The sequence below is a fragment of the Pseudomonas sp. 09C 129 genome (genome assembly GCF_002843625.1).
Taxonomy (GTDB): domain Bacteria; phylum Pseudomonadota; class Gammaproteobacteria; order Pseudomonadales; family Pseudomonadaceae; genus Aquipseudomonas; species Aquipseudomonas chlororaphis.
Genome location: NZ_CP025261.1, coordinates 1971205 through 1984465 on the forward strand (window position 1 = coordinate 1971205; position 13261 = coordinate 1984465).

Below are 13261 nucleotides of genomic sequence, written 5' to 3' on the forward strand. Positions count from 1 at the left end.
CCGTCGCGGACGCACGCCCCAAAGGATTGTTTATGAGCACACCGGCGAGCAACCAACTGTTCGATGCCTACTTCACCACCCGCGATATGCGCGCGGTGTTCTGCGACCAGGGGCGGGTCCAGGCAATGCTCGACTTCGAGGCCGCGCTGGCCCGGGCCGAGGCCCGGGTCGGGGTGATCCCGGCCGCTGCGGTGGCGCCGATCGAGGCGGCCTGCCGGGCCGGGCTCTATGATTTTTCCGCCTTGGGCCAGGCTATCGCCACGGCGGGCAACTCGGCGATTCCACTGGTCAAGGCCCTGGGCAAACAGATCGCCAAGAGCGACGCCAGCGCCGAGCGTTATGTGCACCTGGGCGCCACCAGCCAGGATGTGATGGACAGTGGGCTGGTCCTGCAAGTGCGGCAGGCGCTGAACCTGATCGACAACGACCTGGCGCGCCTGGGCGGCATCCTGGCCGCGCAGGCCCAGCGCTATGCCACCACCCCCATGGCCGGCCGCACCTGGCTGCAACATGCCACGCCGGTCACTCTCGGCATGAAGATCGCCGGCTGGCTGGGGGCGCTGACCCGCAGCCGCGAGCGTCTGGCGCAACTCAAGCCACGCCTGCTGGTGCTGCAGTTCGGCGGGGCCTCCGGCACCCTCGCGGCCCTGGGCGAGCAGGCCCTGCCGATTGCCCAGGCTCTGGCCGAGGAGTTGCAACTGAACCTGCCGGAACAGCCCTGGCACACCCAGCGCGACCGGCTGGTGGAGTTCGCCTCGGTACTCGGCCTGATCGCCGGCAGCCTCGGCAAGCTCGGCCGTGACATCAGCCTGCTGATGCAGACCGAGGCGGTGGAAGTCTTCGAGCCGTCGGCGCCGGGCAAGGGCGGCTCCTCGACCATGCCGCACAAGCGCAACCCGGTGGGCGCGGCGGTGTTGATCGGCGCGGCGACCCGGGTTCCCGGGCTGCTGGCGACGATGTTCAGCGCCATGCCCCAGGAGCACGAACGCAGCCTGGGCCTGTGGCACGCCGAATGGGAAACCCTGCCGGAGATCTGCTGCCTGGTGTCCGGCGCCTTGCAACAGGCGCTGCTGGTGGCCGATGGGCTGGAAGTCGACGCCGCGCGTATGGCCAGGAACCTCGACCTGACCCAGGGGCTGGTGCTGGCGGAAGCCGTGAGCATCGCTCTGGCCCAGCGCCTGGGCCGCGAGACCGCGCACCATCTGCTGGAGCAATGCTGCAAGCGCGCGGTGGCCGAACAGCGGCATCTGCGCGCGGTGCTGGGGGACGAGCCGCAAGTGACCGCCGAGCTGTCGGCGGCGGAACTGGATCGCCTGCTGGACCCGGCGCATTACCTCGGCCAGGCGCACGCCTGGGTCGAGCGCGCCGTGGCCGAACATTTAGCTTTGAACGCCTGAAGGAGACTGCCGTGGGATTCGTACAACTCGCCGATGGCGAACTGCATTACCAACTGGACGGCCCGGCCGATGCGCCGGTGCTGGTCCTGTCCAACTCCCTGGGTACCGACCTGCACATGTGGGACATCCAGATTCCGATCTTTACCAAGCACTTCCGGGTGCTGCGTTTCGACACTCGTGGCCACGGCAAATCCCTGGTCACCGAGGGCCCCTACAGCATCGAGCAGTTGGGGCACGATGTGCTGGCGCTACTGGACGCGCTGCATATCCAGCGCGCGCATTTCTGCGGCCTGTCCATGGGCGGGTTGATCGGCCAGTGGCTGGGTATCAATGCCGGCGAGCGCCTGAACAAACTGGTGGTATGCAACACCGCGGCGAAGATCGGCGACCCGTCGGTATGGAATCCACGCATCGAAACCGTGCTGCGCGATGGCCAGGCGGCCATGGTCGCATTGCGCGATGCCTCGATCGCCCGCTGGTTCACCCCGGACTTCGCCGCGGCGCACCCGGACCAGGCCAAGCTGATCACCGACATGCTGGCGGCCACCTCGCCCGAGGGTTATGCCGCCAACTGCGCGGCGGTGCGCGATGCGGATTTCCGTGATCAATTGTCGGCGATCGAGGCGCCGACCCTGGTGGTGTCCGGAACTGAAGACGCGGTCACGCCGCCCGCGGGCGGGCACTTTATCCAGGAGCGCGTGCGCGGCGCCGAATACGCCGAGTTCCATGCGGCGCACCTGTCCAACGTCCAGGCTGGCGCTGCGTTCAGCGAGCGGGTCGTGGCATTTTTGCTGGCCGACCAGCGTATTTAAGGAGCCCCCCGTGGACGAGAAACAACGTTACGCCGAAGGCATGCAAGTGCGTCGCGCGGTGCTGGGCGATGCCCATGTCGATCGCAGCCTGAGCACCCTGACCGAGTTCAACTCGGAGTTCCAGGAAATGATCACCCGGCATGCCTGGGGCGATATCTGGACGCGTCCGGGCCTGCCGCGCCATACCCGCAGCCTGATCACCATCGCCATGCTGATCGGCATGAACCGCAACGAAGAGCTCAAGCTGCACCTGCGCGCCGCCGCGAACAATGGCGTGAGCCGCGCCGAGATCAAGGAAGTGATCATGCAGAGCGCGATCTACTGCGGCATTCCGGCGGCCAACGCGACCTTCCACCTCGCCGAGTCGGTGTGGGACGAACTGGGCGTCGAATCCCGCGGCTGATAACCCACGACCTATAAACAAACGCGGCGCCGAGCAACTCGGCGCCGCTGCGTTTGCCCTGTAGGAGCGAGCTTGCTCGCGATGAACCTGAGGGTGCCGCGTTCAGCCCGTCAATACGCGCCATCGTCGACGATCATCGCGAGCAAGCTTCGCTCCTACAAAAACAAGGCCAGCCCCGGGGAACGGGGCTGGCCTTGTTTTTGGTGTGGGCGAGCGAGTGGGCTTACAGCAGGCTGATCGGGTAGCTGATGATCAGGCGGTTCTCGTCGAACTCGTTGGTGCTGAAGTCGCGGCGCATGGTCGAGTTGCGCCATTTGACGTTGAGGTTCTTGAGCGTGCCGCTTTGCACGGTGTAGGCCAGCTCGCTCTCGCGTCCCCATTCCTTGCCGTCGGTGATGGTGCCGGTGTGCACGTTGTCGCCCTTGATGTAGCGGTTCATCAGGGTCAGGCCGGGGATGCCGACCGCGACGAAGTTGTAGTCATGACGCAGCTGCCAGGATCTTTCCTGGGCGTTGTCGTAGCTGGCGTTGTAGCTGTCGTTGGCCAGGGTGCCGCCGCTGGTGCCGTTGACGCGCATCCAGGCGTTGTCGCCGGTGAGCTTCTGCAGGCCGACGTAGAAGGTGTGGCCGCCGTACTTGGCCGAGAACAGGCCCGACCAGGTCTTGTTGTCCAGGTCGCCGGCGCGAGCGCTGCCATCTTCCTTGCCGTAGAAGAAGCCGATGTTGGCGCCCAGGGTCCAGTCGCCCAGCGGCTGGCTGTGGATCAGGTTGAGGTATTGCTGGCTGTAGATGTCCTTGAGCTGGGCGTTCCACACCCCGACCTGGGTGCGCTTGTCGTTGAAGCTGTATTCGCCGCCCTGGAAGTTGAAGCGGTCGGAGGTGAAGGCCGCTTTGCCGGTCATCGACATGTCGCTCATGCTGCTGTCGTCACGCGGGCTGTTGGCGCGGAACTGGCCGCCGTAGAGGGTCAGGCCGTCGATTTCCTTCGAGGTGACCTGGCCGCCGCGGAAGGTCTGGGGCAGGGAGCGACCGTCGTCCGAGCGCAGGATCGGCAGCACCGGCATCCATTCGCCGACCTTGAGCTCGGTCTGCGACAGGCGGGCCTTGAATGCCACGCCCGTGCGGCCGAAGTGGTCGGCCGGGCGCCCGTCGTGATCCAGCGGCAATAACTGGGTACCGCCGGTGCCCTTGCCGCCATCGAGCTTCAACGAATACAGCCCCAGCACGTCCATGCCGAACCCGACGGTGCCCTGGGTGAAGCCGGACTTGGCGTCGAGGATGAAGCTCTGCGTCCATTCTTCAGCCTTGCCCTGGGCCTTGCCCGGGTTGGTGAAGTTGCGGTTGATGTAGAAGTTGCGCAGGTTCAGGTTGACCTTGGTGTCTTCGAGAAAGCCGGACTCCGCGGCCATGACCGGCAGGGCCGTGCTGGCGATGCTGACAGCCAGCAGGCTGGGCAGCAGTGAATAGGGAGTGCGAGTGGATGGCTTCATGGATCGGGCTCTCTAATTGTTAGGGGTGAGGCTGGGCGCTGCCGCAACGTCAGGTTGCAGACAAGGTTGAAACCGGGAGGGTGGAGGGAACGGAATCAGCCGGAGCGGGCAGGGCGCGGGGTCATGATGACGAACCTGTTGTTATTGGTTTTTGTAGGTGCGGGGAATGGTGCGTTGGATCAACGGCCCTGTTCAATTGGCCTTGGCGGGTTTTGGGCGATTAACGAACACAAGTGACGGCGGTCTGCGGCCCATAAAAAAACCCACCGCAAGGTGGGTTTTTTTCAAGCGTCATGCACTCAGAACAGCTTCAGTGGCGGTGCCTCTTTGCTCACTTCCGCTTGCTGCGAACCTTGCTCGTTCCAACCGCCGCCCAGGGCCTTGTACAGGTTGACCTCGCTGGTCAGCTGCGCAAGCCGGTCGGTGATCAACGCTTGCTGCGCGCTGAACAGCGAGCGCTGAGCGTCGAGGAAGGTCAGGTTGCTGTCGACACCGATGCGGTAGCGACGCTCGGCCAGGCGGTAGTAATCCTGGTTGGCATTGACGAAGTCACGCTGGGCCTGCAACTGCTGGTTGTAGGTCTGGCGTGCGGCCAGGCCATCGGAGACTTCCTGGAAGGCGGTCTGGATGGACTTCTCGTACTGCGCGACGTTGATGTCTTTCTGGATTTTCGAGTAATCCAGGCTGGCGCGCAGGCTGCCGGCGTTGAAGATCGGGATATTGATCTGCGGCGCGAACGACCAGGTGCCCGAGCCGCCCTTGAACAGGCCGCCCATATCCGGGCTCAAGGTCCCGGCATTGGCGGTCAGGCTGATACTCGGGAAGAACGCCGCGCGTGCCGCGCCAATACTGGCGTTGGCGGCTTTCAGGTTGTGCTCGGCGGCGAGGATGTCTGGACGGCGTTGCAGCAGTTCCGACGGCAGGCCGGCGGGCAACTCGCTGAGCAGGTCGGCCGACAATGGCTGCGGGCTCGGCAGGTTGGCCGGGATCGAGGTACCCAGCAGCAGGGTCAGGCTGTTTTCGTCCTGGGCCACCTGGCGGGTATAACGCGCCAGTTGCACCCGGGCGTTTTCCACCGAGGTCCGCGCCTGGCTCAGGTCCAGGGCCGAGGCCACGCCAACTTCGTTGCTGCGCGAGGTCAGGCGGTAGCTCTCCTCGTAGGCCGCCAGGGTGTCCTGGGTCAGCTTGAGCAGTTCCTTGTCGGCCTGCCAGGTCAGGTAGGCGTTGGCCACACTGGCCACCAGGCTGATCTGCGTGCTGCGCCGGGCTTCTTCGCTGGAGAAGTAGGTCTGCAAGGCCTGCTCGCTCAAGCTGCGAACGCGACCGAACAGGTCCAGCTCATAAGCGCTGACACCCAGGGTTGCCGAGTACTGGCTGGAGATGGCCGCTTCACCGGTCTGCGACAGCCGTGCCGGGGTGCGTTGACGGCTGCCGCTGCCGTTGGCCGAGATCGCCGGGAACAGATCCGCGCGCTGGATCTGGTACTGCGCGGCGTAAGCGTCGATGTTCAGCGCCGCGACCCGCAGGTCACGGTTGTTCACCAGCGCGGTCTGGATCAGCTGCTGCAGGGCAGGGTCATGGAAGAACTGCCGCCAGCCCTGTTCGGCGGCTGCCTGGTTGGCAGCCTCCGCAGGCGAATAGGCCGGCCCTTGCGGGTATTGCGCCGCGACCGGCGCTTGCGGCTGCTGATAATCCGGTATCAGCGAGCAACCACTCAGCACGGCGGCGGTGATTGCGAGGGAGAGTAGCGACTTGCTCATTGGCCAGCCTCTTCAGGAGTTTCGGTAGGTTGCGCTTCGATTGCCTTGCGGCGGCTCATCGACGACACGGTGACGAAGAACAAAGGTACCCAGAATATCGCCAGGACAGTCGCGGTGAGCATACCGCCAATCACCCCTGTACCGATCGCATGCTGGCTACCCGAGCCGGCGCCGGTGGAGATGGCCAGCGGTACCACACCGAGCACGAAGGCCAGGGAGGTCATGACGATCGGACGCAGACGCATGCGGCAGGCTTCGATCGCCGCGTCCACCAGGCTGCGGCCCTCTTCGTGCAGTTCCTTGGCGAACTCGACGATCAGAATGGCGTTTTTCGCCGCCAGGCCGATGGTCACCAACAGCCCCACCTGGAAGTACACGTCGTTGGACAGGCCGCGCAGGCTGGTTGCCATCAGCGCACCGATGATCCCCAGCGGCACCACCAGCATGACCGCGATCGGAATCGACCAGCTTTCATACAGCGCCGCCAGACACAGGAACACCATCAGCAGCGACAAGGCGTACAGCGCAGGTGCCTGCGAGCCCGACAGACGTTCCTCGTAGGACAGACCGGTCCAGGAGATACCGACACCGGCCGGCAGCTTCTTGGCGATGGCTTCGACTTCGGCCATGGCTTCACCGGTACTGTAGCCCGGTGCTGGGGCACCCAGGACTTCCACCGCTTCCACGCCGTTGTAACGGGCCAGTTTCGGCGAACCGTAGATCCACGTGCCCTTGGCGAAGGAGGCGAACGGCACCATGGTCCCGGCGCTGTTGCGCACGTACCACTTCTTCAGGTCCTCGGGGCTCATGCGAGCGTTAGGCTGACCCTGGATGTACACCTTCTTCACCCGACCGCGGTCGATGAAGTCGTTGACGTAGCTACTGCCCAGGGCAATCGACAAGGTGTTGTTGATGTCGGAGATGGTCACGCCCAGGGCGCTGGCCTTCTCGTCATCGATTTCCAGCTGGTACTGCGGCTCGTCGTTCAGGCCGTTCGGACGCACCTGGGACAGGATCTTGCTTTGCGCCGCCATGCCGAGGAACTGGTTGCGCGCTTCCATCAGTTTCTCGTGGCCGATACCGGCGCGGTCCTGCAGGAACACGTCGAAACCGGTGGCGTTACCCAACTCCAGTACCGCCGGCGGGGCGAAGGCGAACACCATCGCGTCACGGAAGCTGAAGAAGTGCTGCTGGGCACGGGCGGCCAGGTTGAACACGCTGTTTTCCACGGAGCGTTCGTCCCACGGCTTGAGCATGATGAACGCCATGCCCGAGCTCTGGCCACGACCGGCGAAGTTGAAGCCGTTCACGGTGAAGACCGAGGCCACGGTGTCCTTTTCCTTGTCCAGCAGGTAGGCGCGCATTTCATCGACTACCACCTGGGTTCGCTCGGAACTGGAGCCGGCCGGGGTCTGTACCTGGGCGAACAGTACGCCCTGGTCTTCTTCCGGAAGGAACGCAGTCGGGATGCGGGCGAACAGCCAGATCATGCCGACCACGATCAGCGCGTAGGCCAGCAGATAAGGCGCCTTGTGCCGCAGGATGTTGCCCACGCCACGCTCGTAGCTTTTGACGCTGCGGTCGAAGGTACGGTTGAACCAGCCGAAGAAGCCGCGTTTCGGCGCGGCGTGTTCGCCGTGGGGAATGGCCTTGAGCATGGTGGCGCACAGGGCCGGGGTGAAGATCAGGGCAACCAGTACCGACAGGGCCATGGCCGAGACCACGGTGATCGAGAACTGCTTGTAGATCACACCGGTGGAACCGCTGAAGAACGCCATTGGCAGCAGTACCGCCGACAGCACCAGGGCAATGCCGACCAGGGCGCCCTGGATCTGGCCCATGGACTTCTTGGTCGCTTCCTTGGGGGACAGGCCTTCCTCGGCCATTACCCGCTCGACGTTTTCCACCACGACGATGGCGTCGTCCACCAGCAAGCCGATGGCCAGCACCATGCCGAACATGGTCAGGGTGTTGATGCTGAAGCCGGCGGCCGCAAGGATACCGAAGGTACCCAGCAACACCACCGGAACGGTCATGGTGGTGATGACAGTGGCGCGGAAGTTCTGCAGGAACAGGAACATCACCAGGAACACCAGCACGATCGCTTCGACCAGGGTTTCAACCACACCCTTGATCGACTCGGTCACCACCGGGGTGGTGTCGTACGGGAATACCACTTTCATCCCTTCCGGGAAGAACGGCTCCAGGTCGCTGATGGTCTTGCGCAGGGCCTTGGCGGTGTCCAGGGCGTTGGCGCCGTTGGCCAGTTTCACGGCCAGGCCGGAAGCCGGGGCACCGTTGAACTGGGCACTGACGGAGTAGTTTTCACCCCCCAGGGCCACATCCGCGACATCGCCCAGACGCACTTGCGAGCCGTCCGCGTTGACCTTCAGCAGGATCGCCTTGAACTGCTCGGCAGTCTGCAGGCGGGTCTTGCCGATGATGGTGGCGTTCAGTTGCTGGCCTGGCAGGGCTGGCAAACCACCGATCTGGCCGGACGACACCTGGACGTTCTGCGCCGCCACGGCGGTTTTCACGTCGACCGGAGTCAGGTTGAAGTTGTTCAGCTTGGCCGGGTCGAGCCAGATACGCATGGCGTACTGGGCGCCGAACACCTGGAAGTCACCCACGCCCGCGGTCCGCGAGATCGGGTCCTGCATGTTGGACACGATGTAGTTCGACAGGTCGTCCTTGGACATGCTGCCGTCCTCGGAAACCACACCGATCACCAACAGGAAGTTCTTCACCGCCTTGGTCACGCGGATACCCTGTTGCTGCACTTCTTGCGGCAGCAGCGGGGTGGCCAGGTTCAGCTTGTTCTGTACCTGGACCTGCGCGGTGTCCGAGTTGGTGCCCTGCTCGAAGGTCGCGGTAATGGTCATGCTGCCGTCGGAGTTACTTTCCGATGACACATAACGCAGGTTGTCGATACCGTTGAGCTGCTGCTCGATGACCTGGACCACGGTGTCCTGCACGGTCTGTGCGGAAGCGCCTGGGTAGGTCACGGAGATGGCGATCGCTGGAGGCGCGATGCTCGGGTATTGGTTGATCGGCAATTTGAGGATCGATAGAGCCCCGACCAGCATGATCACCAGGGCGATTACCCAGGCGAAAATCGGACGGTCGATAAAAAATTTCGACATGGTTTACTCCCCTTTGCCGCCTGCAGCTTTGTCAGTTGCCTGTGCAGTGGCCGGGTTTTTGGCTGGAACGTTGGTCGCTTCGCTGGCTTTGACTTCGACGCCAGGTCGGACGAATTGCAGCCCTTCGGTGATCAGGCGATCACCGGCCTTCAGGCCGTCCTCGATCAGCCACTGGTTGCCGACGGTGCGGCTGGCCTTGAGCTGACGCAGTTCAACCTTGTTGTCCGGACCAACCACCAGGGCGGTCGGTGTGCCCTTGAGGTCGCGGGTCACGCCTTGTTGCGGGGCGAGGATCGCCGCGGCATTCACGCCGGCCTGCAGTTGCGCATGCACGAACATGCCGGGCAGCAGGGTGTGTTCCGGGTTCGGGAACACCGCGCGCAGGGTCACGGAACCGGTGGTTTCGTCGACCGACACTTCGGAGAACTCCAGCTTGCCGTCGAGCTTGTACTGGCTGCCGTCTTCCAGGGTCAGCTTGACCTTGGCGGCGTTGTCGCCGGCCTTCTGCAGGCGACCACTTTCCAGCTCGCGGCGCAGTTCGAGCAGTTCCACCGACGACTGGGTGACGTCGACGTAGATCGGGTCGAGCTGCTGGATGGTTGCCATGGCGGCGGATTGACCGTTGCTGACCAATGCGCCTTCAGTGACCGAAGAACGGCCGATACGCCCGGAGATCGGCGACAGCACCTTGGTGTAGCGCAGGTCGATCTGGGCGCTCTGCAGCGCGGCTTCCGATTGCAGGCGGTTGGCGACGGCGGTGTCGTATTCCTGGCGGCTTACGGCTTGCTCGTCGACCAGCTGCTTGTAGCGATCGGAGATCGACTTGGTCGATTGCAGGTTGGCCTGGGCGCTCTTGAGGGTCGACTCATAGACCGACGGATCGATCTGATAGAGCTGCTGACCTTCCTTGACGTCGCCGCCTTCCTTGAACAGACGCTTGAGAATGATGCCGTTGACCTGAGGACGGACTTCGGCGATCCGGAACGCAGTGGTGCGCCCTGGAAGCTCGGACGTCAGGGTAAAGGCTTGAGGTTGCAGGGTGACTACGCCGACCTGAGGGGCTTGTGGGGCGGGAGCCGCCTCTTCCTTTTTACATCCGCTGAGCAGCGATGCCAGGGCGACGGCAGTGACCAGAGCGGTAACAGCTGGCTTGAGTTGCATGAAGATCCTCGGGTCAGGCGCGCAAAATGCGCACTCGAAAAGTGGAAGGGTAAAAAACGGGTGCTGAGTGGATAAGTAGCTTGCTAAGGAATATACTTACGTTCATGGTTGTTTGTAAATACCTTGGCGGCGTACCCATTCGGTTACAAAAGCCGTTGCAAACGTTGAATTGTAGGCTGGGCAAACGGCACCCGAGATGCCGTTCCATATTTATTCAGATGAGCTTCATGCATCGCTGAAACATCCTGATCGAGGTTTACTGCCATGGTCCGTCGTACCAAAGAGGAAGCTCAAGAAACCCGCAAACAGATACTCGAGGCGGCCGAAAAAGCCTTCTATGAGCGCGGTGTGGCGCGTACCACCCTGGCCGATATCGCGACTTTGGCCGGTGTCACGCGTGGAGCTATTTACTGGCATTTCAGCAACAAGGCGGATCTGGTACAGGCCATGCTCGATACCTTGCGCGAGCCGCTGAATGAAATGGCCAGGGCCAGTGAAGACGAAGAAGAAGTCGATCCGCTGGGGTGCATGCGCAAGCTGCTGATTCATTTGTTTCATCAAATTGCCCTGGACCCGAAAACCCGACGCATTAATGAGATTTTGTTTCACAAGTGCGAAATCACCGATGAAATGTGCGACATGCGGCGCCAGCGTCGCGCGGCCAGCCTGGATTGCAACGTGCATATCGAGCTGGGGTTGCGCAATGCCGTGAAGCGGGGACAACTGCCCGAGAACCTCGATACTGCCCGGGCGGCCATCAGCATCCACGCCTATATTGATGGCATTCTTTATCAGTGGCTGTTGGCGCCGGACAGTTTCGAACTCCATAAGGAAGCGGAGCGCTGGATCGATACCGGATTGGACATGCTGCGCCTGAGTCCCAGCCTGCGTAATTGAGACAAAATGCGGAATTACGTCGGCAGATGTCAACGTTTGCGCGTTATAAAACGCGATGTTTCATTCGTCACGGCTCACCGGGATGCCTTTATATACGTGCCGACCTTATCTTGATAGATAGCGAGCTACGTATTTTGTAGGGAAATTGTTGCGAGTATGTGAATGAGTGTGAGTACCGCGGCTTACAAGGGCACCGAGCAACCGGTCAAAGGTATAGCACTGATTTGCCTGGCGGTTTTGCTGTTCGCCAGTCATGACACCCTGTCCAAATACCTGTCCGGGTTCTATCCCATCGTCATGGTGGTCTGGGCCCGGTATGTGGTGCACACACTGTTGATGCTGGTGGTGTTCGTGCCGCGCAGCGGTTTCTCCGCCGTGGTGCGTACCAAGCGTCCGGGCCTGCAACTGTTGCGCGCCTTGTGCCTGATCGGCACCAGCCTGTTTTTCACCACCGGCCTGCGTTATATCCCCCTGGCCGAGGCCACCGCGGTCAACTTCCTCGCGCCTTTGCTGGTTACCGCCTTGTCCGTACCGCTGCTGGGCGAGCGGGTGACCCGCAGCCAGTGGCTGGCGGTGCTGGCCGGTTTCGTCGGGGTATTGATCGTGATTCGTCCGGGCGGCGCCTTGTTCACCCCGGCGATCCTGCTGCCGCTGTGCTCGGCCTTGTGTTTCGGCTTCTATCAGTTACTCACCCGCAAGCTCAGCGGTGTCGACAGCCCCACCACCAGCAACTTCCTCACCGGGATTCTCAACAGCCTGATCATGAGCGCGGCGCTGCCGTTCTTCTGGAGCACGCCGACCCTGGGGCATGCCCTGTTCATGATCGGCCTAGGGACCTGCGGCATGCTCGGCCACCTGTTGCTGACCCAGGCTTTCCGCCATGCAGCGCCGGCGATGCTGGCGCCATTCAGCTACGGGCAGATCCTGTTCGCCGGCATGTACGGCTACCTGATTTTCGATCACACCCCGGACAGCTTCGCCATAGTCGGGATCGCGGTGATCTGCCTCAGCGGCCTGGCCGTGGCCTGGGGCCAGCGCAAACGCGGCTGATCGCGCCCCACCTTCAGGTGAACGTGCATGAAAAAGCCCCGGCTCTTGCGAATCCGGGGCTTTTTTATTGAGGCCTGTTACAGCGTCGGGTAGTCGATATAGCCGACCGGGCCCTTGGCGTAGAACAGCTCGGGACGCGCGTCGTTCAGCGGCGCATCGGCCTTCAGGCGGGCCGGCAGGTCCGGGTTGGCGATGAAGGGCACACCGAAGGCCACGGCATCGGCCTTGCCGCTGGCCAGCCAGGCGTTGGCGCTGTCCTTGGTGAAGCGTTCGTTGGCGATGTAGGGGCCGCCGAAGGCTTCTTTCAGTTGTGGGCCGAGGCTGTCGGCGCCTTCTTTTTCGCGCGAGCAGATAAAGGCGATACCGCGTTTGCCCAGCTCGCGGGCGAGGTAGGTGAAGGTTTCCGAGAGGTTCTCATCGCCCATGTCGTGCAAGTCGGCACGGGGCGACAAGTGCACGCCCACACGGCCGGCGCCCCAGACTTCAATCGCCGCGTCAGTCACTTCCAGCATCAGCCGCGCACGGTTTTCCAGGGAGCCGCCGTACTGGTCGGTGCGCTGGTTGGTGGAGCTTTGCAGGAACTGGTCGAGCAGGTAGCCGTTGGCGCCGTGGATTTCCACGCCGTCGAAGCCGGCGGCCTTGGCGTTCTCGGCACCGACGCGGTAGGCGTCGACGATGTCGGCGATTTCAGCGGTTTCCAGGGCACGCGGGGTCGGGAAGTCGGCCAGCGGACGCACCAGGCTGACATGGCCCTTGGGCTGGATGGCGCTGGGCGCGACCGGCGCTTCGCCGTTCAGATAGCTCGGATGGGAGATCCGGCCCACATGCCACAGTTGCAGGAAGATCTTGCCGCCGGCGCCATGAACGGCCTTGGTCACGTTGCTCCAGCCGCGCACCTGGTCGTTGGACCAGATGCCCGGGGTGTCCGGGTAACCCACGCCTATCGGGGTCACCGAGGTGGCCTCGCTGAGGATCAGGCCGGCGGAGGCGCGTTGTACGTAGTACTCGGCCATCAGCGCGTTCGGCACGCGGCCTTCGTCGGCGCGGCAGCGGGTCAGCGGCGCCATGATGATGCGGTTGGCCAGCTCGAGGTCGCCGAGTTTGATCGGATCGAAAATAGTCGTCATGGAATACACCCTTCTATAGATG

10 protein-coding genes are annotated in these 13261 nt (G+C 63.0%); 5 read left to right on the forward strand and 5 right to left on the reverse strand.

Annotated elements, in window-relative coordinates; all coding sequences use genetic code 11:
• Positions 1 to 32 precede the first annotated feature (32 nt).
• Genes CXQ81_RS09080 through pcaC form a run of 3 tightly spaced genes read left to right on the forward strand, consistent with a single transcriptional unit; the run spans position 33 to position 2612 of the window.
• A complete protein-coding gene (locus CXQ81_RS09080) occupies positions 33 to 1397 on the forward strand; it encodes a 3-carboxy-cis,cis-muconate cycloisomerase (protein ID WP_101337041.1) in 1365 nt (454 codons plus the stop codon).
• Positions 1398 to 1408: 11 nt separating this feature from the next.
• Positions 1409 to 2209: a 3-oxoadipate enol-lactonase gene (pcaD, locus tag CXQ81_RS09085; RefSeq protein WP_101337042.1), complete on the forward strand. Its 801-nt coding sequence runs from the start codon at positions 1409 to 1411 to the stop codon at positions 2207 to 2209.
• 10 nt (positions 2210 to 2219) lie between these two features.
• A complete protein-coding gene (gene pcaC, locus CXQ81_RS09090; RefSeq protein ID WP_007926582.1) occupies positions 2220 to 2612 on the forward strand; it encodes a 4-carboxymuconolactone decarboxylase in 393 nt (130 codons plus the stop codon).
• Positions 2613 to 2835: 223 nt separating this feature from the next.
• Here the strand turns inward: pcaC and CXQ81_RS09095 are convergent, their stop codons facing one another.
• The 4 genes from CXQ81_RS09095 to emhA all read right to left on the reverse strand — a co-directional run bounded on the left by CXQ81_RS09095 (position 2836) and on the right by emhA (position 10165).
• On the reverse strand, positions 2836 to 4101 hold the full coding sequence (locus CXQ81_RS09095; RefSeq protein ID WP_101337043.1) for an OprD family porin: 1266 nt from the start codon (positions 4099 to 4101) through the stop codon (positions 2836 to 2838).
• A 299-nt stretch (positions 4102 to 4400) separates the two neighbouring features.
• The gene (adeC, locus tag CXQ81_RS09100; protein WP_053259877.1) at positions 4401 to 5861 is read right to left on the reverse strand and encodes an AdeC/AdeK/OprM family multidrug efflux complex outer membrane factor; all 1461 of its coding nucleotides are present in this window, start codon (positions 5859 to 5861) and stop codon (positions 4401 to 4403) included.
• The gene (gene emhB, locus CXQ81_RS09105; RefSeq protein WP_101337044.1) at positions 5858 to 9004 is read right to left on the reverse strand and encodes an efflux RND transporter permease subunit EmhB; all 3147 of its coding nucleotides are present in this window, start codon (positions 9002 to 9004) and stop codon (positions 5858 to 5860) included. Before emhB ends, adeC begins: the two co-directional genes overlap by 4 nt.
• Positions 9005 to 9007: 3 nt before the next feature.
• Positions 9008 to 10165 (reverse strand): efflux RND transporter periplasmic adaptor subunit EmhA, encoded by a 1158-nt coding sequence (gene emhA, locus CXQ81_RS09110; protein ID WP_009047413.1) that lies wholly within the window; start codon positions 10163 to 10165, stop codon positions 9008 to 9010.
• A gap of 264 nt (positions 10166 to 10429) precedes the next feature.
• On the opposite strand from emhA, the gene emhR reads away from it, so the two are divergent.
• Both emhR and CXQ81_RS09120 read left to right on the forward strand, forming a co-directional pair.
• Positions 10430 to 11062, forward strand: a complete 633-nt coding sequence (gene emhR, locus CXQ81_RS09115) for an efflux system transcriptional repressor EmhR (protein WP_101337045.1) — start codon at positions 10430 to 10432, stop codon at positions 11060 to 11062.
• A 162-nt stretch (positions 11063 to 11224) separates the two neighbouring features.
• Positions 11225 to 12112, forward strand: coding sequence for a DMT family transporter (locus CXQ81_RS09120; protein ID WP_101337046.1), 888 nt, complete (start codon positions 11225 to 11227; stop codon positions 12110 to 12112).
• Positions 12113 to 12189: 77 nt separating this feature from the next.
• Here CXQ81_RS09120 and CXQ81_RS09125 read toward each other — a convergent pair whose 3' ends face one another.
• Positions 12190 to 13239, reverse strand: a complete 1050-nt coding sequence (locus CXQ81_RS09125) for an alkene reductase (protein WP_007926565.1) — start codon at positions 13237 to 13239, stop codon at positions 12190 to 12192.
• Between the last annotated feature and the right edge of the window lie 22 nt (positions 13240 to 13261).

Bases quoted from the DNA above. Each gene is read 5' to 3' on its own strand.
- CXQ81_RS09120 (WP_101337046.1), top strand. From the start codon at position 11,225: ATGAGTGTGAGTACCGCGGCTTACAAGGGCACCGAGCAACCGGTCAAA.
- CXQ81_RS09080 (WP_101337041.1), top strand. From the start codon at position 33: ATGAGCACACCGGCGAGCAACCAACTGTTCGATGCCTACTTCACCACC.
- CXQ81_RS09095 (WP_101337043.1), bottom strand. From the start codon at position 4,101: ATGAAGCCATCCACTCGCACTCCCTATTCACTGCTGCCCAGCCTGCTG.
- emhA (WP_009047413.1), bottom strand. From the start codon at position 10,165: ATGCAACTCAAGCCAGCTGTTACCGCTCTGGTCACTGCCGTCGCCCTG.
- emhR (WP_101337045.1), top strand. From the start codon at position 10,430: ATGGTCCGTCGTACCAAAGAGGAAGCTCAAGAAACCCGCAAACAGATA.
- CXQ81_RS09125 (WP_007926565.1), bottom strand. From the start codon at position 13,239: ATGACGACTATTTTCGATCCGATCAAACTCGGCGACCTCGAGCTGGCC.
- adeC (WP_053259877.1), bottom strand. From the start codon at position 5,861: ATGAGCAAGTCGCTACTCTCCCTCGCAATCACCGCCGCCGTGCTGAGT.
- emhB (WP_101337044.1), bottom strand. From the start codon at position 9,004: ATGTCGAAATTTTTTATCGACCGTCCGATTTTCGCCTGGGTAATCGCC.